Here is a 21,142-nt window from a genome sequence, read left to right as displayed (position 1 = left end):
GGGGCGGGTGCTCAGGCGCCCGCCGTACGCGCCATTGGCGCTTCGCGGATCGGCAGGTTCACAAGCGCCGCGAACGCCGCCAGCGCCATGTCGGCGTACCACATCCAGCTGAAGTCGCCTTTGGCCACCACCGCCAGCCCGCCCAGCCATGCACCGAGAAAGCCTCCCAACTGGTGTGACAGCAGCGTCAGCCCGAACAGCGTGCCCATGTGCCGCACGCCGAACAGCTTGCCGACGATGGCGGCCGTGGGCGGTACGGTCGCCAACCAGGTGAAGCCCAGCCCGGCGGCGAAGAGATAGAAGGTCAGCGGCGTCTGCGGCGCCATCAGGTACAGCGCGATCAGCAGCGCGCGCGAGGCGTACATCCAGCTCAGCACGTACTTGCTGCGATAACGCGACACGCAGCTGCCGGCATACAGGCTGCCGAAGATGTTGGCGAGGCCGATGATGGCCAGTGACCAACTCGCCACCGTCGGCGGCAGACCGCACAGGTCCACCTCGGTGGGCAGGTGCGTGACCAGAAAGGCAATGTGGAAGCCGCAGGTGAAAAACCCCAGGTTCAGCAAGGCGTAACTGCGGTCGCGCACTGCCTGGCCGACGGCCGCCATCACGCCCAGATCGGCCCCCTTGTCGCCAGTGCCGGCGGGCAGCTTCGGGGCTCGTGTGAGCTTGCGCACCAGTGGCAGCGCCGCCAGCGTCATCAGCGCCATCGCCCACAGTGAGCCCATCCACCCCATCAACTGAATGAGTTTTTGCAGCAGCGGTGCGAACACGAACTGGCCGAACGAGCCGCCGGCGTTGATCACGCCCGAGGCCGTGCCGCGTGCTTCGGCCGGCAGGCGTTGCGCCGCCGCGCCGATCAGCACCGAAAAGCTTCCGGTGCCTGAACCGATGGCCAGCACCAGCCCGAGCGAGAAAATCAGCCCGAGGGTGGAATCCATGAAGGGCGTGATCGCCGCGCCCAGCGCCAACAGCAGCAGTGAAGCCACCAGCACCGGCCCTGGCCCCCAGCGGTCGGCCGCCGCGCCGGCGAGTGGCTGGATGGCGCCCCAGGCAAACTGCCCCACCGCGAGCGCCAGGCTGATGCTGGCGATGCCCAGCCCCGTGCTGGTGTTGAGCGGGCTGACGTACAGGCCGAGCGACTGACGCGTGCCCATCGTCACCATCAGGATGCCGGCTGCGGCCAGCGTGATGACGAGCAGGTCGGGGCGGGCAATGGAGCGGAACATGATGGGCGCCGGTGAATGCGGGATGCGCCAGTGTTCCCGCATTCGGCCATGCGATAACTGAAATCTGGTGCGCTTCGTGCAAGCGCGCGTCAGCCGCGCCTCAGCCGCGTTTCAATCGGCTCGGATCACGCCAGCGTGATGCCGGCTTCACCGGTGCTCAGTTCGCCGATCACCCAGCCTTCGTTGCCCTGGGTTTCGCGTATCAGTGCGCACACTTCGTCGGCCGCCGAGGGCGCGCAGGCGATCAACAGCCCGCCGCTGGTCTGCGGGTCGCTCAGCAGGGTACTCAGCCATGCCGGCGCGTCGCCCGGCAATTCCAGCGCTTCGCCATAACTCGCCAGATTGCGGCCGGAGGCGCCGGTGGCAACGCCCGTTTTCGCCAGCGCCAACGCGGCGTCGATGAAGGGCAGGCGCTCGGCCTGAAGGTGCGCGGTCAGTTTCGAGCCGCGGCAGATTTCCAGCAGGTGGCCGGCCAGCCCGAAGCCGGTGACATCGGTCATCGCATGCACGCCGGGCAGCTTGGCCAGCGCGGCGCCGACGCGGTTAAGCGTGGTGGTCCAGCGCACCATTTCGGCGTAGTCGTCGTCGCTCAGTACGGCTTTCTTGACGCCAGCCGACAGCACGCCGATGCCCAGGGGTTTGGTCAGAATCAACACGTCACCGGCCTGTGCATCCGAGTTGCGCTTGAGCTCGGCCGGCGCGACCACGCCGAGCCCGACCAGCCCGTAAATGGGCTCAAGCACGTCGATGGAATGCCCGCCGGCCACCGGAATGCCGGCTTCGCGGCACACGCTGGCGCCGCCCTCGAGGATGCGGCCGATGACCTCAGGCGGCAGCTTGTCGATCGGCATGCCGACGATTGCCAGCGCCATGATCGGCTGCGCGCCCATGGCGTATACGTCAGACAGCGCGTTGGTGGCGGCGATGCGGCCGAAGTCGAAAGGGTCGTCGACGATCGGCGTGAAGAAGTCGGTGGTGGCGACGATTGCCTGCTGGTCGTTCAGGCGGTACACCGCTGCGTCGTCCGAGTGTTCGGTGCCCACCAGCAAGTCGGGCGGCACCAGCCCCGGCGGCATCGCTGCGAGCATGCGCGACAGGACGGCCGGCGCGATCTTGCAGCCGCAGCCACCGCCGTGAGAAAACTGGGTCAATCGAATGTCGGTCATGGGCGTATTGCTCGCAGGGGCCTGAGGCGAAGCGGCGATGCTAGCGCGCGCATTCCCGCGCCGCAAACCGCTGCATGTGATTACGACTTCGCCCGGCTGCCGATGTGAGGCAAGATCAAGCTGCCGTGTGGCGCGATGCCCGCCGCACGGCGCGTCAATGAGGAGGAAGGATGCAGAGCATTTGTGTGTATTGCGGGTCGGCCCCGGGCCGCCGCGACGTATATGTGGCCGGTGCGCGTGCGCTGGGCCATGCGCTGGCGGAGCGCGGGCTGCGCCTAGTGTATGGCGGCGCCTCGGTGGGTCTGATGGGCGCGGTGGCCGACGCCGTGCTGGAAGCCGGTGGCGAGGTCACCGGCGTGATCCCCGAAACGCTCATGAAGAAAGAACTGGCCCACCCCGGTTTGACCGAACTGGTGGTCACCCAGTCGATGCACCAGCGCAAGATGACCATGGCCGATCGCTCCGACGGTTTCGTGGCACTGCCCGGCGGCATCGGCACCTTCGAAGAGCTGTTCGAGATCTGGACCTGGGCGCAGCTCGGCATGCACCGCAAACCGTGCGGCATCCTCAACGTCGATGGCTATTACGACAAGCTGCTGGCCTTCCTCGACCACGCGCGTGACGAAGCCCTGCTGGCGCCCAGCGTGCGTGACGTGCTGCAGGTGGCGGACGATGCCGGCGCGCTGCTCGATCGCTTTGCCACCTGGCAGCCACCCAACGTCAATCGCTGGCTGGGGCGCGGCGAAGTCTGAAGTAGTGATTCAGTCACGCAGGAGAACCCTCATGAACATCCCCGTGCAAACCGCTCTGGCGGTGGCGGCCTTGAGTCTCGGGCTCAACGCCTGCGCAACTCCCGGCTCGGCCTTCGAGCCTTTTCCGCCGGCCACCGAAGGCTACAGTCGTCATGTGATCGAATTGCCCGAGCGCTCCGATGAGGCTGCATTCAAGGTCGAGCTGATCGCCGGCAAGACCATGGAGATCGACTGCAATCACCACAGCCTGGGCGGCGTGTGGCAAGAGAAGACCGTGCAGGGCTGGGGCTACAGCTATTACCGGCTCGAGCAGGTCGGTCCCGGCATCAGCACCATGATGGCTTGCCCGCCGGGCAGCAATCGGCAGGCCTTTGTTCCGGCCGGCGGCGAGCCGCTGCTGGTGCGCTACAACAGCAAGCTGCCGGTGGTGGTGTACGCCCCCAAGGACATCGAAGTGCGTTATCGGCTGTGGTCCGCCACGCCCGAAAGCGTGCCCGCACCGCGCCGTTGAGGTGGTGGTGACGCGCGCTGCGGCTGACCCGTATGGTGGGGCCGCTTGGCGCGCGTACAATTGCGCCCTTTGCATTCGAGGCGGCAATGGCAGGCGGCAGTCACAACGGGGCGGGCGTGAAAGGCTTTTGCGCCGATCTTTTCAGCGTGTATTACACGTTGCTCAAGGTCATGGTGCCGGCGCTCGTCGTGGTCAAGGCGCTCGATCTGTTCGGCGCCACCTCCTGGGTGGCGGCCGCGCTTTCACCCGTGATGAGTCTGGTCGGCCTGCCCGACGAGATCGCCATCGTGTGGGCCGCGGCCATGCTGGTGAACATCTACACCGGCATGGTGGTGTTCTTCGACGTTGCGCCGCAACTCGGGCTCAGCGTGGCGCAGGTCACGGTGCTCGGCACCATGATCCTGATTGCGCACTCGTTGCCGGTCGAAGGGGCCGTGGCCAAGGCGGCCGGCGTGTCGTGGCGCTCGACGCTGGCCATTCGCCTGGGCGGCGCGCTGGTGCTCGGCGCATTGCTCAACCTGATGTACAGCAGCACCGCCACCTTGCAGGAACCCGCACGCTTGCTGTGGCAGCCGGCCGGCCCGATGGACGACAGTCTGCTGGCGTGGGGGCTGGCTCAGTTGCAGATGCTGGCGCTGATCTTCGTGGTGATTGCCGCGCTGATGCTGTCGCTCAAGCTGCTGCGCGCTATCGGCGTCGAGCGCTGGATTCACGCGCTGCTGGCGCCGGTGCTGCGCTTGATCGGCATCAGCCGCGAGGCCGGCCACATCACGGTGATCGGCTTCACGCTGGGTCTGAGCTTCGGCGCCGGTCTGCTCATCCGCGAAGCCAAGAGCGGCATCCTCAGCCGCCGCGACATGTTCCTCACCATGGGCTTTCTCGGCCTGTGCCACAGCGTCATCGAAGACACACTGCTGATCGTGCTGCTCGGCGCGGATTTGTCCGGCATCTTGTGGGCGCGCGTAGCGTTTGCATTGCTGGTCATCGCGGTGCTGGCGCGCCTGCCGATCATCGATCGCCGATTGCGTGAGGCCCCGACGCAGGGCTGACGGTAGACTCTGGGGTGTTCTCACTTCGGAGTCACGACGCATGAGCACCCCTCAACTCGCCCCCGGTATGAGCCTCGAAACCCTGCAGCAGCGTGCGCAGGGCACTCACCTGCCGGGTCACTTCGCCATCGAATTCACGCACCTCGAAGCCGGTCTGGTGAAGGCGCGGCTGGCGGTGCGTCCAGAGCTGATGGCCAGCAATGGCTATCTGCATGCGGCGACGGTGATCGCGCTGGCCGACACCAGCTGCGGTTTCGGCACCATCGCGCATTTGCCTGAGGGCGCCTCGGGTTTCACCACCATCGAACTCAAGAGCAATTTCCTCGGCACCGTCCGCGAGGGCGCCATCCGCAGCGAAGCACGGCCGGTGCATGCCGGGCGTACCACGCAGGTATGGGATGCCGAGGTGTTCGACGAGGCCACAGGGCGTCGGATTGCCTTGTTTCGGTGTACCGAGATGATTCTTTGGCCGAAGGGGTGATTCTGGTGGCGGCATCCGGCATCCGGCACTTTGGTGCAGGCTCCAGCGCTCGGTTTCTTTGGTGGTATCGCTATGCGTTGTTTTGGGGTGAGTTCGTAGGGTGGCCTCGACCGGCCGGGACTCGCCCCGGCGGGCGACCTTCTTTCTTGTTTCACGACAAGAAAGAAGGCAAAGAAACGTGCCCCGCATCCGCGCCCCTTCGGGGTTCCCTCGCTCCGTGGGATTTCGCCGGCCGGTCCTGAACTCGCTGTCGCTCGGACAGCAGGACCGGACTACCCCGTCGAAATCCCCCTGCGCTCGGCGCTTCTGAGGGGAGGATGGGTGCGCGCGGTGCGGCACGTTTTTTTGAGTGGGCGGGTTGGGCTCTGGGGTCGTTCGCAGTCCCCTTCCGAAGCGCAGAGGTGACGGGGGCCCAACCGTTCTACCGTCATTGCGAGGAGCGCAGCGACGCGGCAATCTCGCCGCCTTTACATATTGCACAGTCACCAGATTGCCGCGCTGCGCTCGCAATGACGGGTAGAGGCGCAGCGCCAACAGAAAAGGCTTCTGCCCCAACGCACGTCGTGATTACCCATCCCTTCTGAACCGCTGAGCGTAGAGCGCTCACGGCGGGGCTTTCCGGCCTTGCTGTTTGAGCGGAACGCGAGTTCGCAAGGCCGGCCGTCGTGAGTGCTCGAAGCGAAGGGACCCCGTAGGGGCGGTGAGGAGGGCGCGTTTCTTTGCCTACTTTCTTGCCGCGCAGCAAGAAAGAAGGTCGCCCGCCGGGGCGAAATCCCGGCCGGTCAAGGCCAATAAAACGAACTCTCAGCAAAACAACGAGCCAACCCCAACTGCGTGAGCACGAAAGCCGTCAGGCAGCGAGCAGTTCATGCGAGCGCCCTTGGACCAAGGCCTCCCATTCAGCACCCGAGCCCTCAATACAGCAGGAACGGCTCCCGCGCCTCCGCCCAAGCGCGCTCGTCGGCGCTTGCCAGTCGGTCAAGATCGGCGGGTGAGGAATTCGGGTCGTCGACCCACTCACGCAGCAGCGGACTGCCGTTGATGAGGTCGATGGCCAGGCGGTCGTGTTCATACTCGTACGGAAAGTCGCGCCACAGCGGGTAATCCGGCATGAGCTGGCGGATGGCCTTGAAGGCCAGTGCCTGGATGCGCCATGGGCGGAAGGTGGCGTGATCGTAGCCCGGCAGGTCGACATGGATCTGCACGCCGCTGCACAGCGTACCGGCGTGCTTGTGGAAGGTGGGTTCGAACCAGCACGGGCGCAGCGTGCAGCCTGTGAGCCACTCGGGGGCGAGCGCGTGCATGCGGGCGATGACGGCCTCGGCGTCGATGTCGGGTGCGCCGAACAACTCCAGCGGCCGCGTGGTGCCGCGGCCTTCGGACAGCGTTGCACCCTCAAGCATCACGGTGCCGGCGTAGCAGCGCGCCATCGACAGGTTTGGCGCGTTGGGGCTTGGGTTGATCCAGCTGCGTTCGTCGAGCGGCCAGCCGTAACCGGGTGCGTTGTCGGGCTGCCAGCCGTGCATCTCGATCACCTGCAGCTCGACGTCGAGTTGCAGGTGGGCGACAAACCAGCGCGCCAGTTCGGCCATGGTCAGGCCGTGGCGCATCGGCATCGGGCCGGCGCCGACGAAACTCTCCCAGCCTTCGCGCAGGGTCAGGCCTTCGGTGGGCCGGCCGGCGGGATTGGGGCGGTCGAGCACCCACACGCTCTTGCCGAGTCTTGCAGCCTCTTCGAGCATGTAACGCAGCGTGGTGATGAAGGTGTAGATGCGGCAGCCCAGATCCTGCAGATCGATCAGCACGACATCGAAGCTGTCCATCATGTGCGCCGTGGGGCGGCGTACTTCGCCGTACAGGCTGAATACCGGGATGCCCAGGCGCGGGTCGATGAAATCGTCGGATTCGACCATGTTGTCCTGCTTGTCGCCGCGCAGGCCGTGTTGCGGGCCGAAGGCGGCGGTCAGATGGATGTCGGGCAGGGCGGCGAGGGCATCCAGGGCGTGGGTCAGGTCGGGGGTGACGGAAGCAGGGTGCGCCAGCAGCGCGACGCGACGGCCGGCCAGCGGTGCGCGCAGCGCGGCGTCGGTGAGCAGGCGGTCGAGGCCGGTTTTTAGGAAATGTTTCATGGTGTGATCGGCGCCTGCAGCAAAGGCAAGGGTGAAGGGCGCATCTTAGCGCGAGCTGCAGCCACAAGGCGTTGCCGCGCGTCTTGCTACGCCTTGAAACAGTTCATGCGCTGCGGGTTGCAAATTCCGCGAGCCCTTGGCCTACGATTAGGGCGTATTCCGACGAGGAGAACGTCATGCATAAGAAAATGAAATCCCTGATTCCGATGGTTGCGCTGGTTTTCTTCGCAACGGGTTGTTCCACGTGGGACGGTCTGTCCAAGCGCGAACGTAGCGCCGCTGTAGGTGCCGGCGTTGGCGGCGTGGCCGGCGCGGTCGTAACCGGTGGCGGTGTGCTGGGTACCGTGGGTGGCGCTGCAATCGGCGGCGTGATCGGTGACCAGGTCGGCAAGTAAGCGACGCCTCGCCATCTGACTTCTGAACTCCCTCCTCTCGCGCCTTGATGGCGCGCCCCCGACAACGCGGCACATGTGCCGCGTTGTTTTTTTGTGTGCCCCGGTCAGCGCAGGGTTTGCAGCTCGGGCAGAGGCACCAACTGACAGCCGGCCTTTTCGAGTGCGTCGCGCACGGCGTGTGCGGTCTCCACGCCATGTGCGCTGTCGCCGTGCACACACACGCTGTGAAAAGCCACGTCCAGCTTCTTGCCGCTGCGCGAGACGATGGCGCCGGCGTCGAGCATGCGCAGCACATGCGCCACACATTCGGCCGGGTTCGCCAGCACCGCACCGGGCTGGCTGCGCGGTATGAGGTGGCCGTCATCGGTGTAACTGCGGTCGGCAAACACTTCGCCCGCCACACGCAGGCCAAGGCTGCGCCCGGCCGTGTCGAGTTGCGAGCCGGCCGGGGCAAGCAGGATCAGTTCCGGGTCAAATGCCTTCACCGCCTTGACCACATTGAGCGCCATGCCGGCGTCTTCGCTGGCCATGTTGCTGAGTGCGCCGTGCGGTTTGACGTGTGTCATCGGCAAGCCCTCGACGCGTGCCATGCCGGCCAGGGCGCCCAGCTGGTACAGCACGATGGCTTGCAACTCGTCGGGCGCGATGTGCATGGCCCGGCGCCCGAAGCCCTGCAGATCGGGGAAGGCCGGGTGCGCGCCAACGCTCACCTTGTTGCGCCTGGCGGCGTGCAGCGTGCGCCGCATGACTTGCGGATCACCGGCGTGAAAGCCGCAGGCGATGCTGGCGCTGTTCACGATGGTCAGCATCGTCGGGTCGTCGCCCATCTTCCAGGCGCCGAAGGATTCACCGAGGTCAGCGTTCAGGTTGAGTTGCATCGGATGTCCTGCTGCGTGGTGATTTCAGTCATTTTCCGGATATAGCGCGGCGAGGTCGATCCCCTCGGCGGTGAGCCGACGCAGGCCTGCCAACCGAGTCTGCAGAGCCGCGTGTGCCGCCCGTGCAGCCGCCTCGCCAGTGCCGGAGTCGATACACGTAAAGCGCACGGTTTCGCCCGGTTCGCGGGTGGCCAGTCGCGGCAGGTCGGCCGAGATGACGGTGGCGATCTTCGGGTAGCCGCCGGCGGTTTGCGCGTCGGCCAGCAGAACGATGGGCTGGCCGTGGCCGGGCACCTGAATGGCGCCGGGCACGATGGCGTCGGACACGATGTCCGTGCTGCGTGCGTCGCGATGCCGCAGCGTCGGCCCTTCGAGCCGCATGCCCATGCGGTCGGCCGCTGCGCCGATGCGGTATTCGGAATCCAGAAACAGCGCCCACGCGGCCGCGTCGAAGTGGTCGAGCTGCGGCCCCGCCATGACGCGGATGGGCGCCGTTGAGCGGCGCGGCGGAGCCGCCAGCCGCATCTCGGGGGCGGGCTCGGCGAGGTCGCAGGCAATGCGATCACCCGCCTTGAGCCAGCCGCCGCCCAAGCCCGAGCGCGCGTGCGCCGAGGCACTGCCGAGCACCTGCGGCACGTCGATGCCTGCCAAGCCGACCGCGGCTACCCGGCCACCCCGCACCGCACGCAGACGCAAGGCTTCGCCGGGCAGCAGGCGGTGGCTCTGCCAGGCGGCAACATGGCGCAGGGTGTGGGCGGATTCGATTTCCAGTTCCACATCACCGGCCACCGCAATGCGCACGGCGCCGTGGGCCGCCGAAAACAGTTGCCCACCGGAAAAACATTCGATGCCGGGCGTGCCGTCGGGGTTGCCCACCAGCCGGTTGGCGATGGCCAGCAGGTCCGGCGCCAGCGTGCCTGACCACGGCACGCCGATACGGCGATGGCCGAAGCGGCCCGCGTCCTGAATCGACGCGGCCGTGCCGGGCGAGGTGATGACCAGCGCGGCGCTCATGCCTGTTGCACCATGAAGGCCTGCGGGCTCAGCTCGCCCTCGGCGAGGGCGCGTGCGATGCGTGCATGCTCGGCAGCATCGACGGCCTCGAAGCACACGCGGTCGCCCGCTGCGAGCAGCGACGGCGAGCGGCTTTGCGCGTTGAACAAGGGCACCGGGCAGTTCGCCAGAAGATGCCAGCCGCCGGGGCTCTCCCACGGGTAGATGGCGGTGAGGCCATTGGCGATGGCGACACTGCCGGCCGGCACCTTCACGCGCGGCTCGGGCCGGCGCGGCAGTTGCAGGGAGGCAGCGACATCGCCCATGAAGGGGAAGCCCGGCAGGAAGCCGAGCATGTAGACCACGTATTCGCTGCGGGTGTGCGCCTCCACCAAGGCCTGTGTGCTCATGCTGCAGCGCTGCGCCACTTCGAGCAGATCGGGGCCGAAAGTCCCTTCGTAGCACGCCGGCAGTCGCCAGCGGCGCGATCGCGCGGTGGTGCTTGCGCCGCTGTCCGCGAGCAAGCCTTGCAGCGCGGGGATCAGCCTGCTGCGTGACGTCACGAGTGGGTCGAAGATCACGGTCAGCGAGCGAAAGGTCGGCACTGTCTCGACGACGCCTGCAAACGCAGCCTGCATGCAGGCGTGGTCGAGTGCGGCCACGCGCGCCAGCAAGGCCGGGTCGATGGCGTCGCCGAATTCGATGGTGATGGCGCGGTCGCCGAGATCGAGGAAGCGGGGAGTCATGTTGGCGAATCTACCGGAATGCGGTTTAGTGCGCCGAATCGCAAGTTACGGTGGCCGCAGTTGGTGCGGGCGTCGCAATTCGCTTCGCTCATCGCGACCTGCGTTCTTCCCTGCTGCAGCGTGAGCCACACGCAATTGCTTGATAGAATTGCGCCTTCGCCGCCCGAGGCCATCCCTCGGGCGGCTCACTTTTTGTGCAGGTCCGCATGTCCGCCACTCCGTTTCCGCCCGAACTCGTCGAAGACGTCAAGAAGCGTCGTACCTTCGGCATCATTTCCCACCCCGATGCGGGCAAGACCACGCTGACCGAGAAGCTGCTGCTGTTCGGCGGCGCGATCCAGTTGGCCGGCACGGTGAAGGCGCGCAAGAGCGCACGCCACGCCACCTCCGACTGGATGGAGGTGGAGAAGCAGCGCGGCATTTCGGTGACCAGCTCGGTGATGCAGTTCGAGTACGAAGGGCACACCATCAACCTGCTGGATACGCCGGGCCACCAGGACTTCTCCGAAGACACCTACCGCGTGCTGACCGCCGTGGATGCGGCGGTGATGGTGATCGACGCCGGTAACGGCGTTGAGGCGCAGACCATCAAGCTGCTGGAAGTGTGCCGGCTGCGCAATACGCCGATCATCACCTTCATCAACAAGCTCGACCGCGAGGTGAAGGAGCCCTTCGATCTGCTGTCCGAGATCGAGGAGGTGCTCAACATCGAGTGCGCGCCGATCACCTGGCCGCTGGGCATGGGCAAACGCTTCGGCGGGGTATATCACCTGCTCACCAACAAGCTGCTGCGTTTCGTGCCGGGCGAGGAAAAGCGCAGCGAGGCCGAGGTCATCGAAGGCCTCGACAACCCGCGTCTGGACGCAGAATTTCCGATGGAAGTCGGTCAGCTGCGTGATGACGTCGACCTGCTGCAGGGCGCATCCAACCCGTTTTCGCTGGAGGCTTTTCTGGCCGGCAAGCAGACGCCGGTGTTCTTCGGCTCGGGTATCAACAACTTCGGCGTGCAGGAGATCCTGCAGGCGCTGCTCGACTGGGCGCCGCCGCCGCAGCCGCGTGTGGCGGGCGTGAGCGGGGCCGAGACGCGCATGGTCGAGCCGGCCGAGGCGCCGTTCTCGGGTTTCGTGTTCAAGATCCAGGCCAACATGGACCCGCGCCACCGTGACCGCATTGCCTTCTTCCGCATCTGTTCGGGCCGTTACAGCTCGGGCATGAAGGTCAAGCACGTGCGCGCCGGGCGCGACATGAAGCTCGCCAACGCGCTGACCTTCATGGCCAACGAGCGCGTGTTGAAGGAAGACGGCGTGGCCGGTGACATCATCGGGATCCACAACCACGGCCAGCTGCAGATCGGCGACACGCTGACCGAGGGCGAGAACATCGGCTTCCGCGGCATTCCCTACTTCTCGCCGGAGATGTTCCGCGTGGCGCGCCTGCGCGACCCGCTCAAATCCAAGCAGCTCGAAAAGGGTCTGAAAGAGCTGGGAGAGGAGGGCGCCATCCAGGTGTTCGAGCAGGAGGGCGGCAACCTGCTGCTGGGCGCGGTCGGCCAGCTGCAGTTCGAGGTGGTGGAGCAGCGCCTGAAGGACGAATACAAGGTCGATGCGATCTTCGAATCGGCCGAGATCTACACCGCGCGCTGGCTGACTTTCCCCGACGAAGTCACGCGCCGCAACTTCGAGCGCGAACAGATCATGCGCCTGGGCAAGGATATCGACGGCAACCCGGTGTATCTCGCCAGCAGCCGCTACAACCTCGACGTGACGCGCGAGAAGTGGCCGAAGGTGGCTTTCCACGCCACGCGCGAGCACGGCGAGGTGCTGTAAGGGCATTTGGCGCAGGGTGTGCCTGCAGCATGCCGCGCGGCTGAACGTGAAGGGCCATCGCAGGTCAGACGCACATGGATGAAACACGCACCACCCGCCGCCTCGGGCGAGGCATGTTCCTGCTGGCCAGTCTGGCGCTGCTGGGCATTCTGTGGATGGCCTTCGATGGTTATCTGGAGCGCAGCTGGAACCCCAATCGAAACCTGTCGCTGCAATCCGGCGAAGCCGAACTGGTGCTCAAGCGCAACCGCGCCGGGCATTACATCGCGCCCGGCTTTATCAACGGCAAGGCCGTCACCTTTCTGGTCGATACCGGCGCTTCGCAAGTGTCGGTGCCGGCTCACCTCGGGCCTGAACTGGGCTTGTCACCCGGCGCGCCAGCGCGTGTCATGACCGCCAACGGTGCCGTCACCGTGCGCACTACCGTCATCGACGAACTCGGCCTCGGACCCTTCCGTGTACGCAACGTGCAGAGTCATCTCAACCCTGGATTTCGTGATGACGAAGTACTACTTGGCATGAGTGTCCTAAAGCATCTTGAATTCACGCAGCGCGGTGATACGCTGATCCTGAAGCCACACACGCCTTGAGGCCGGGTGTGGCAGATGCCCCTCCACTGCAGGCTTGAGCATGTCCGGTGACACACGCAAGGCGCTGAAGCGCATCCCGATCGAGCGCCTCGAGCCGGGCATGTACGTGCATGAAATCTGTGCGCACTGGACGTCGCATCCGTTCTGGCGATCCTCTTTCCTGCTCAGCGACGCGGCCGATATCGCCAAATTCCGCGAAGCCAAGATTCGCGAGGTGTGGATCGACACTTCGCGTGGCAAGGACGTTGCCCCGTTGCCGCCGGTGGCCCCCAAACCCACGCCGCTGGACGACATCGAGCGTGGCATCGTGCCGAACGCGTACGTGCCTCAGCCCCCCGAGCCGACAGAGTCGCAGGTTCCAATGAGCGAGGAGATGGCGCACGCTGTACTGGTGTGCGCGCGGGCAAAGCAAGCGGTGGTGGCCATGTTCTCGGAAGCGCGCATGGGCAAGGCCGTTAACACCAAGGCGGCGGCCGAGCTGGTCAATCAGATATCCGATTCGGTCATGCGCCACCGCGGGGCGCTGGTGAGTCTGGTGCGCCTGAAGCGACAGGATGAATATTCCTACATGCATTCGGTGGCCGTCTGCGCGCTGATGATCGCGCTGGCGCGGGAGCTTGGCTTCGACGAGGAACAGGTCAAGCAGGCCGGACGCGCCGGCTTGTTGCACGACCTCGGCAAGGCGGTGATGCCTTTGGAAGTGCTCAACAAGCCCGGTAAGCTCACCGACGCCGAGTACGCCGTGATGCGCCAGCATCCCGAGCGCGGTCACGAGTTGCTGCGCGAAGCGGGCGAGGACGATGCCTGGGTGCTCGATGTGTGCCTGCACCATCACGAGCATGTGGATGGCAACGGTTATCCGCATCGTCAGAGCGGTTGCGAGATTTCCGAAATTGCGCGCATGGGCGCCATCTGCGACGTATACGACGCCATCACTTCGAACCGCCCGTACAAGGCAGGCTGGGATCCGGCCGAGTCGATTCGCCGCATGAGCGAATGGAAGGGGCATTTCGACGAGCGCCTGTTTCACGCGTTCGTGCGCTGTGTAGGTATCTACCCTGCCGGCTCGCTGGTGCGCTTGACCTCCGGTCGGCTGGCCATCGTGCTCGAGCAAGGCAAGCGCTCGCTGCTCGAGCCGCGTGTGCGGGTGTTCTACTCCACCCGCTCGAACAGCCGCATTCCGCCCGAGACGCTGGACCTTTCCAGCCGTCATTGCAAAGAGCGGGTGATTGGCAGTGAAAACCCTGCCGACTGGAAATTCGACGACCTGCACGACGTGTGGTTGGCAGCCTCGAAAGAGGCGGTTTGATCCCCGGCCATTGATGCACCGAGTTGGTGCGGCGCAGCCTGTTGCCGGCGGCGCATGCGCGGCTGCCTCAGCGCTGCAACCAGTGTCGAGCCGCTGCTGACACGGCATTGCGAGACGCGGTGCGCAACAGGAATCCTTCTTGCTAACTGCCTGCATCCATCCCAGAAGCAGGCCGATGTTCGCAGACCTCCACCACCTTTCCAATCACGCCGCCTGGCGCCGGCAGCTCGAAATGTTGCTCGAATCGGCCGGCGAGGGCATCTACGGCATCGACCTGCGCGGGCGTTGCATCTTCATCAACGGCACCGGAGCCGCGATGCTCGGCTACAGCGCCGACGAAGTGCTCGGCCGAAACATGCATTACCTGATCCATCATTCGCACGCAGATAGCAGGCTCATGCCGGTGCATGACTGCCGTATCTTCAAGGCCTTCCAGCAAGGGCAGGGCGTGAGGGTGGAGGACGAAGTGCTGTGGCGGCGCGATGGCTCGTCGTTTCCGGCCGAATACGCCTCGTATCCGATTCGCGACGGCGAGCGCGTGGTGGGCGCCGTGGTGACCTACACCGACATTACCGAGCGCAAGCGCACCGAGGCGGCACTGCATGCGGCGCAGGCCGAGCTGGAGCGCCGCGTGGCCGAGCGCACCGCCGAGCTGTCCACCGCCAACCAGCAACTGCAGCAAACCCACGAAAACCTGCGGCGCCTGTCGGCCCACATGAACAGCGTGCGCGAGAGCGAACGCAGCCACATCGCGCGCGACATTCACGACGATCTGGGCGCTTCACTCACCGCCATCCAGCTCGAACTCAACTTCCTGCGCTCGCGGCTCGGCGAGCACGAGATGCTGCGCCACCATGTGGATGCCGCGCTGGAGATCGGCAAGAACGCCATCGATTCGGTGCGGCGTATCCTCAATGACCTGCGCCCCGGCGTGCTCGACCACCTCGGCTTGTGGGCGGCGCTGGAGTGCCTGATGGACGAGATACAGGCGCGCGGCGGCTTGCTGTGTGCGTTCGAATGCCCGGAAGAGGTCGAGCGGGTGCGCCTCGGGCGCGACGCCGAGATTGCCATCTATCGCATCGTGCAGGAGGTGCTGACCAACGCGCAGCGCCATGCGGCCGCGCGGCGCGTGGTGATGACAGTCAAGGCCGAAGAGCGTGATCTGCTCATCACGGTGTCGGACGACGGACGCGGCATGATGCTGCCGACGGCGCCCACCAGTTTCGGCATGCTCGGCATGCGCGAGCGCGCGCATGCCATCGGCGGCGATCTTGCCATCGACAGCGCGCCGGGGCGCGGCACCACGGTGCGGCTGCGTCTGGCGGGTGTACTGGCACGGGGGCGGCCGAGATGATTTCGCTGCTGATCGTCGATGACCACATGATCATCCGGCGCGGTTTGATCCAGATCCTCACCGGCGCCGAGCGCATCGGCGACATCCGCGAGGCGGCCGACGGGCCCATGGCCTTGCGCGAGTTGCGCAGTCGCGCGCCGCAGGTGGTGGTGCTCGACGTGGCACTGGGAGACCGCGACGGCCTCGACGTGCTCAAGACCCTGCGCAGCGAATTCCCGCAGGTGGGCGTGGTGATGCTGTCGGTGTACCCGGAGTCGCAGTTCGCGGTGCGCGCTATTCGCGGCGGCGCCGGGGCCTATCTCAACAAGGGCTGCGCGCCGGAAGAGCTGCTGGCGGCCATTCACAAGGTGGCAGACGGCGGGGTGTTCATCACGCCATCGATTGCCGAGCTGCTGGCGCGCACCGTGCGCGAAGGCGAGGGCAAACCACCGCACGAGCAACTGTCCGACCGCGAGCATCAGGTGTTCACGCTCATGGCGCGCGGGCGTTCGGTGTCGGAAATCGCCCAGCAGCTGTCGCTGTCGGGGAACACCATCTCCACCTACCGCGCGCGCATCTTCGAAAAGCTCGGGGTGCGCAGCGTGGCCGAACTGGTGACCTACGCCGCGCGTCACGATCTGCTCGGCTAGCGGCTCAGGCGCGTTCGGATTCTTCGAACAGCGTGTGATAGACGCAGGCGGTCAGCCCCATGGTGTCCTGGGGCGAGACCTCGTTGAAGGCCAGGCCGTGCACGATGCGTGGCGTTGCGTCTTCCAGGGTGGGAGTGATGCTGCGCAGCGTGCCGGCCAGATCGAAGTATTGCTCCAGCCCGCCGAGCAGCACGCGGAACTTGAGCCGCACGACATCACCGACCATGCCCAGTGCCTCGCGCGAGGTGAGCGAACAGCCGCCTACGCTGAGGTCTTCGACCAGGCCCGAGCGCGCCGTGTCGTCGGCGCAGGTGATGGAGGCAATCAGGCTGACCTTGGCGCGCGCGCCCTTGCGCACCGTGAGCCCCTTCACGTGGCTTGGCCAGGTCAGATGCAGGTGTGGGTAGGGAACGTTGGCGACCTTGAAGACGGTGGTCGAGAACGCATAGGCACTGCGGCCGGCAAACAGGCGTACCACGTAGTTCTGCCCGTCGCGGATCATCAGCACCTTGCCGTCCACCGTCGGGGTGGTGACGATCAGCCCCTTGCCACGCAGGTGGCCGATGAGACGCACGGTGTGACGCACCGGGTCGCCGTCGCGTTGGGACTGCAGATGAATGGCATCGCCGATGCCCAGCGGAATGGATTCCAGCGGGCGTTCTTCCTCGCGCAAACTCTCGCCATCCCGGGCTGCTTCGTTAGCCATGTACCACCTGTGGAATCATCGAACCAACGGGACAACCCGCGTCAGCATGCGGAGGGCATTCTTCCACGAAGCGGGCGCGATTGTCAGCGGAGGAATCCGCTTTCGCGCCCGTTTCGTGGCACGTTCAGTCCGTGCCTGTGAAGAAGCTCACGGCCTGGGCAACCACCGGTGGGTGAATGATGTGCAGGCCGTCGAATTCGACGAAGCGCACGTCGTAGCCTGCAGCCTTCAGTTTGGCGGCGTTCGAGCGGCCGCTGGTGTCGATGGGCAGTTGCTCGTCGATGGTGCCGTGGGCAATGAAGATCTTCGGCGCGCCTTCCTGCATGAAGATCGACATGAAGCCGCCCGAGAAGGCGATGACGTGCGTGGCGATGTCGCCGTTGGTGACGCCGATCGACAGCGCGTAGCTGGCGCCGTCGGAAAAGCCGGTGAAAGCCACGCGCGCGGGGTCGAGGCGGAAGTGGTCGGCGACGATGGCCAGCCCTTTCTCCAGCCGTTCGAGGTCCGGCCCGTTACCGCCGATCACCAGATCCCAGGTGGGCAGCATCGAATGCGGCGCCAGCACGATGAAGCCGTGCCGGTCGGCGTGCTCTTCGACGAAGGGCAGGATTTTTTCAGGGAAGCCGCCGGCGCCGTGGAAGAACACCATCAGCGGCACCGGCTTCGAAGCATCGAGGCCGGGCGGCACGTACAGCACGTAGTCGCGCTCTTCCGCGACTCCGATATGAGAGCGGCCGGGGCCCAGCGGCGGCTTGGTGGGATTCGCATGCGCGAAGGTGAGGCGGCCCATGAGTGACTGAGTAAACATGGCGGCGATTCTAGCGCGGGTTCGGGGTGGTGGGGCAGAGGGGCGGTGCGGGGCCGGGGTGAGTTCGCGTACTGCCTCATTCCGGTCATTGCGAGGAGCGCAGCGACGCGGCAATCTCGCAACCTTTCCAGATTGCACAGTCACTGGATTGCCGCGCTTCGCTCGCAATGACGGAAATAACCTCAGCGCCAACTACAGAAGTTGCTGCCCCACCGCACGTCGTGGTTACCCATCCCTTCTGAGCCGCTGAGCGTAGAGTGCTCACGGCGGGGATGTCCGGCTTTTTTGTTTGGGCGAAACGCGAGTTTGCAGGGCGGGCCGCCGTGAGTGCTCGGAGCGAAGGGACCCCGAAGGGGCGGTGAAGAGGGCGCGTTTCTTTGCCTACTTTCTTGCCGCGCAGCAAGAAAGAAGGTCGCCCGCCGGGGCGAGTCCCGGCCGGTCAAGGCCAATCATTACGAACTCCCCCTAAACACCCCCCAAGCAAAAAAACACCCCCGCCCCCCGCAAACCCGCAGCACACCTCGCTCTGCATGAACGAGCCGCAGCACTCCCGCACCCCTCGTGTAGTGCCAGCACTACAAGACAATCACTACACCCGTGATACCGGCGCCGCAGGCAGGCGCGGAAGATGCAAGGCGTCTACCACCCACATGGGGCGCTGCATGAAGAAGGCCGGATTCCGACTCGGAGTGTATGTCTTCAAAGACGCCGAGATCGTCGACTACGCCGCCCCTGTCGGCGTGTTGTCCGTTGCGCGGCGGCTCGACCCCGAGCTGGACGTCTTCCTGATTGCCGAGAGCATGCGCCCGGTGGCCACCCAGGCCGGCATCACCGTGCTGCCCAACTACTCCTTTGCCGACCGGCCGGCGATGGATGCCTTTTTGATTCCCGGTGGCTTCGGCACGCGCCAGGAAATGCACAACACCAACCTGCATCACTTCATTCACGCGTTGCCCGAGCACTGCCTGATCACCAGCGTGTGCACCGGCTCGTGGATCTACGGCGCGATGGGGCTGCTCGACGGCCTGACGGCCACCAACCGCAAGGAACCCGACCGCCTCGAAGCCTCGCACATGGGCAAGACGCCAATCGACCGCCTGGCCGAGATTGCGCCGGCCTGCCGCATCAGCCGCGCACGCGTGGTCGATGCCGGGCGAATCGTCACCGCTGGCGGTATCTGCTCCGGCATGGAGATGGGTTTTCACCTGCTGCGCCGGGCGGGCTACGACGAGGGCTTCATCCATGAGGTGGCGCGAATCATGGAGTACCACCGCGCGTATGAGCTGTACGAACATGACATCGAGTACGCGGGGCCAACGGCGGCCGCGCGTCTCGCTTCTGCTTGAACCCAGGACTGAACCCAACGAAGGAGTCAGCAAATGTCCGCCTACCGTAACCCGTTCGACCCGAATGTGCGCCTGCACCGCGGTGGCTGCAGCTGTGGCCGCCACAACAGCCAGTCGGAGCACGATCACGCCGTCTCCATCGAAGCGCGCGAGATGCAGGAGCGCGTGGTCGAGACGGCGGTGATGAAGGCGCTGTTCCCGCAGGACGAGCTGCGTCGCAAGTTCCTGCGCGCGGTGGGTAGCGGCACGGCGCTGGCGGCCATTTCCAGCATCTTTCCGATGGCCATGGCGAAAGAGGCTTTCGCGGCTGGCGGCGGCGCGCTGGAGAAGACCAAGCTTTCGGTGGGCTTCATCCCCATCACCTGCGCCACGCCGATCATCATGGCGCATCCGCTGGGCTACTACGCCAAGTACGGCCTGGATGTGGAAGTGGTGAAGACGGCCGGCTGGGCGGTGGTGCGTGACAAGTCGCTGGCGGGCGAATACGACGCGGCGCACATGCTGTCGCCGATGCCGCTGGCGATCTCGATGGGCGTGGGCTCCAACGCGATTCCCTGGACCATGCCGGCGGTGGAGAACATCAACGGTCAGGCCATCACGCTGTCGATGGCGCACAAGGACAAGCGCGACCCGAAAGACTGGAAGGGCTTCCGCTTTGCCGTGCCGTTCGACTATTCGATGCACAACTACCTGCTGCGCTATTACCTGGCCGAGCACGGCATCGACCCGGATCGTGACGTGACCATCCGCTCGGTGCCGCCGCCGGAGATGGTGGCCAACCTGCGCGCCGGCAACATCGACGGCTTCCTCGCCCCCGACCCGGTCAACCAGCGTGCGGTGTATGACGGCGTGGGCTTCATCCACCTGCTGTCGAAGGAAATCTGGGACGGCCACCCGTGCTGCGCCTTTGCCGCCAGCAAGAAGTTCGTCACCGAAATGCCGAACACCTATCAGGCGCTGCTCAAAGCCATCATCGACGCCACGGCCTACGCCCGAAAACCCGAGAACCGCAAGGAAATCGCCGCGGCCATCGCCCCCACCAACTACCTCAACCAGCCGGTGACGGTGGTCGAGCAGGTTCTTACCGGCACCTACGCCGACGGCCTGGGCAATGTCGTCAAAGACCCCAACCGCATCGACTTCGATCCCTTCCCGTACGAGTCCTTCGCGGTGTGGATCCTCACGCAGATGAAGCGCTGGGGCCAGATCAAGGGCGACGTCGACTACGCCAAGGTGGCCAAGGAAGTGTTCCTCGCCACCGACGCCACCAAGCTCATGAAGGAAGTCGGCATGGAGCCGCCGGCTTCGACCAGCAAGACCTTCTCGGTCATGGGCAAGCCTTTCGACCCGAGCAAACCGGCCGAATACGTCGACTCCTTCGCAATCAAGAGAGGCTGAGCAATGAAAGCAGCACGTCCCTGGCTCGCGCCGTTCCTGTCCGTGGTGTTTCTCGGCATCTTCCTCGGGCTGTGGCATCTGGCCACGATGAAGACTGCCGGTGAGGTGACGGTGGACCCCGAGTACGCCGCGCTGATCGGTGCGGCTGCGGCCACTGGTGGGCAGTCGGCCATGCCGGGGCCGGGCGAGGTCGCGGCAAAAATGTGGGGTCACGTCTCCGACCCGTTCTACGACAACGGCACCAACGACAAGGGCATCGGCATCCAGCTCGCGCATTCGGTGGCACGCGTGGCGATCGGCTTCGGGCTGGCGGCGTTGCTGGCCGTGCCGCTGGGCTTCGTCATCGGCATGTCGCCGCTGGTGTACAAGGCGCTCGACCCCTTCATCCAGATCCTCAAGCCCATCTCGCCGCTGGCGTGGATGCCGCTGGCGCTCTACACCATCAAGGATTCCGACATCTCGGCAATCTTCGTGATCTTCGTGTGTTCGCTGTGGCCGATGCTGATCAACACCGCCTTTGGCGTGGCCTCGGTGCGCAAGGACTGGGTCAACGTCGCCCGCACGCTGGAGGTGAGCCGCCTGCGCACCGCCTTCCAGGTGATCCTGCCGGCCGCCGCGCCGACCATCATGACCGGCATGCGCATCTCGGTGGGCATTGCGTGGCTCGTCATCGTCGCGGCCGAGATGCTCGTCGGCGGCACCGGCATCGGCTACTTCGTGTGGAACGAGTGGAACAACCTTTCCATCGCCAACATCATCAGCGCCATTTTGTTCATCGGCCTGATCGGCATGTTGCTCGACCTCACGCTGGCGCGCCTGGCTCGCGCCGTCACGTACAGGGAGTAAT

Annotated in this window: 21 protein-coding genes; 13 read left to right on the top strand and 8 right to left on the bottom strand. The window is 65.6% G+C overall.

Going from position 1 to position 21,142, the window contains the following annotated elements; all coding sequences use genetic code 11:
* Positions 1-11 precede the first annotated feature (11 nt).
* Both AC6H0W_RS01230 and selD read right to left on the bottom strand, forming a co-directional pair.
* Positions 12-1,229, bottom strand: a complete 1,218-nt coding sequence (locus tag AC6H0W_RS01230) for an MFS transporter (protein WP_497575287.1) — start codon at positions 1,227-1,229, stop codon at positions 12-14.
* Between the two features lie 125 nt (positions 1,230-1,354).
* Entirely contained in the window at positions 1,355-2,395 is a 1,041-nt protein-coding gene (gene selD, locus AC6H0W_RS01225) for a selenide, water dikinase SelD (protein ID WP_497575286.1), read from the bottom strand.
* A 170-nt stretch (positions 2,396-2,565) separates the two neighbouring features.
* On the opposite strand from selD, the gene AC6H0W_RS01220 reads away from it, so the two are divergent.
* From AC6H0W_RS01220 to AC6H0W_RS01205, 4 genes are all read left to right on the top strand, one after another.
* The gene (locus tag AC6H0W_RS01220; protein ID WP_497575285.1) at positions 2,566-3,147 is read left to right on the top strand and encodes an LOG family protein; all 582 of its coding nucleotides are present in this window, start codon (positions 2,566-2,568) and stop codon (positions 3,145-3,147) included.
* Positions 3,148-3,178: 31 nt separating this feature from the next.
* Complete coding sequence (gene eco / locus AC6H0W_RS01215) at positions 3,179-3,658, top strand: serine protease inhibitor ecotin (protein WP_497575284.1); 480 nt, start codon at positions 3,179-3,181, stop codon at positions 3,656-3,658.
* An 86-nt stretch (positions 3,659-3,744) separates the two neighbouring features.
* Positions 3,745-4,707: a nucleoside recognition domain-containing protein gene (locus tag AC6H0W_RS01210; RefSeq protein WP_497575283.1), complete on the top strand. Its 963-nt coding sequence runs from the start codon at positions 3,745-3,747 to the stop codon at positions 4,705-4,707.
* Positions 4,708-4,747: 40 nt separating this feature from the next.
* Positions 4,748-5,188, top strand: coding sequence for a PaaI family thioesterase (locus AC6H0W_RS01205; protein WP_497575282.1), 441 nt, complete (start codon positions 4,748-4,750; stop codon positions 5,186-5,188).
* Between the two features lie 914 nt (positions 5,189-6,102).
* Here AC6H0W_RS01205 and AC6H0W_RS01200 read toward each other — a convergent pair.
* Complete coding sequence (locus tag AC6H0W_RS01200) at positions 6,103-7,317, bottom strand: exo-beta-N-acetylmuramidase NamZ family protein (protein ID WP_497575281.1); 1,215 nt, start codon at positions 7,315-7,317, stop codon at positions 6,103-6,105.
* Between the two features lie 176 nt (positions 7,318-7,493).
* Between AC6H0W_RS01200 and AC6H0W_RS01195 the strand changes: the two genes are divergently transcribed.
* Complete coding sequence (locus AC6H0W_RS01195) at positions 7,494-7,712, top strand: YMGG-like glycine zipper-containing protein (RefSeq protein ID WP_497575280.1); 219 nt, start codon at positions 7,494-7,496, stop codon at positions 7,710-7,712.
* Positions 7,713-7,816: 104 nt separating this feature from the next.
* Here AC6H0W_RS01195 and AC6H0W_RS01190 read toward each other — a convergent pair whose 3' ends face one another.
* Genes AC6H0W_RS01190 through pxpB form a run of 3 tightly spaced genes read right to left on the bottom strand, consistent with a single transcriptional unit; the run spans position 7,817 to position 10,329 of the window.
* Positions 7,817-8,590, bottom strand: a complete 774-nt coding sequence (locus AC6H0W_RS01190) for a LamB/YcsF family protein (protein WP_497575279.1) — start codon at positions 8,588-8,590, stop codon at positions 7,817-7,819.
* Positions 8,591-8,614: 24 nt separating this feature from the next.
* Positions 8,615-9,604, bottom strand: a complete 990-nt coding sequence (locus AC6H0W_RS01185) for a 5-oxoprolinase subunit C family protein (protein WP_497575278.1) — start codon at positions 9,602-9,604, stop codon at positions 8,615-8,617.
* Positions 9,601-10,329: a 5-oxoprolinase subunit PxpB gene (gene pxpB, locus AC6H0W_RS01180; RefSeq protein ID WP_497575277.1), complete on the bottom strand. Its 729-nt coding sequence runs from the start codon at positions 10,327-10,329 to the stop codon at positions 9,601-9,603. The genes AC6H0W_RS01185 and pxpB overlap by 4 nt, the downstream gene beginning before the upstream one ends.
* A gap of 206 nt (positions 10,330-10,535) precedes the next feature.
* Between pxpB and AC6H0W_RS01175 the strand changes: the two genes are divergently transcribed.
* The 5 genes from AC6H0W_RS01175 to AC6H0W_RS01155 all read left to right on the top strand — a co-directional run bounded on the left by AC6H0W_RS01175 (position 10,536) and on the right by AC6H0W_RS01155 (position 16,037).
* Positions 10,536-12,155 carry a peptide chain release factor 3 gene (locus tag AC6H0W_RS01175; protein ID WP_497575276.1) on the top strand — a complete coding sequence of 540 codons (1,620 nt, stop codon included), beginning with the start codon at positions 10,536-10,538 and terminating at the stop codon, positions 12,153-12,155.
* Between the two features lie 74 nt (positions 12,156-12,229).
* A complete protein-coding gene (locus AC6H0W_RS01170; RefSeq protein ID WP_497575275.1) occupies positions 12,230-12,745 on the top strand; it encodes a retropepsin-like aspartic protease family protein in 516 nt (171 codons plus the stop codon).
* Positions 12,746-12,785: 40 nt separating this feature from the next.
* On the top strand, positions 12,786-14,054 hold the full coding sequence (locus AC6H0W_RS01165) for a cyclic di-GMP phosphodiesterase (RefSeq protein ID WP_497575274.1): 1,269 nt from the start codon (positions 12,786-12,788) through the stop codon (positions 14,052-14,054).
* A gap of 175 nt (positions 14,055-14,229) precedes the next feature.
* Positions 14,230-15,408 (top strand): PAS domain-containing sensor histidine kinase, encoded by a 1,179-nt coding sequence (locus tag AC6H0W_RS01160; protein WP_497575273.1) that lies wholly within the window; start codon positions 14,230-14,232, stop codon positions 15,406-15,408.
* Entirely contained in the window at positions 15,405-16,037 is a 633-nt protein-coding gene (locus AC6H0W_RS01155) for a response regulator (protein ID WP_497575272.1), read from the top strand. Before AC6H0W_RS01160 ends, AC6H0W_RS01155 begins: the two co-directional genes overlap by 4 nt.
* Before the next feature lie 4 nt (positions 16,038-16,041).
* Here AC6H0W_RS01155 and AC6H0W_RS01150 read toward each other — a convergent pair whose 3' ends face one another.
* Positions 16,042-16,743, bottom strand: a complete 702-nt coding sequence (locus AC6H0W_RS01150) for a flagellar brake protein (protein WP_497575271.1) — start codon at positions 16,741-16,743, stop codon at positions 16,042-16,044.
* Positions 16,744-16,867: 124 nt separating this feature from the next.
* Positions 16,868-17,551 (bottom strand): alpha/beta hydrolase, encoded by a 684-nt coding sequence (locus AC6H0W_RS01145; protein ID WP_497575270.1) that lies wholly within the window; start codon positions 17,549-17,551, stop codon positions 16,868-16,870.
* A gap of 662 nt (positions 17,552-18,213) precedes the next feature.
* Here AC6H0W_RS01145 and AC6H0W_RS01140 point away from each other — a divergent pair.
* Genes AC6H0W_RS01140 through ntrB form a run of 3 tightly spaced genes read left to right on the top strand, consistent with a single transcriptional unit; the run spans position 18,214 to position 21,141 of the window.
* Positions 18,214-18,897, top strand: coding sequence for a DJ-1/PfpI family protein (locus AC6H0W_RS01140; RefSeq protein WP_497575269.1), 684 nt, complete (start codon positions 18,214-18,216; stop codon positions 18,895-18,897).
* A 33-nt stretch (positions 18,898-18,930) separates the two neighbouring features.
* Positions 18,931-20,295, top strand: a complete 1,365-nt coding sequence (locus AC6H0W_RS01135; RefSeq protein WP_497575268.1) for a CmpA/NrtA family ABC transporter substrate-binding protein — start codon at positions 18,931-18,933, stop codon at positions 20,293-20,295.
* A gap of 3 nt (positions 20,296-20,298) precedes the next feature.
* Positions 20,299-21,141, top strand: coding sequence for a nitrate ABC transporter permease (gene ntrB / locus AC6H0W_RS01130; RefSeq protein ID WP_497575267.1), 843 nt, complete (start codon positions 20,299-20,301; stop codon positions 21,139-21,141).
* Position 21,142 lies beyond the last annotated feature (1 nt).

The organism is Pseudazoarcus sp. NS20 (genome assembly GCF_059703745.1).
This window is presented reverse-complemented; position numbering and strand designations above follow the sequence as displayed.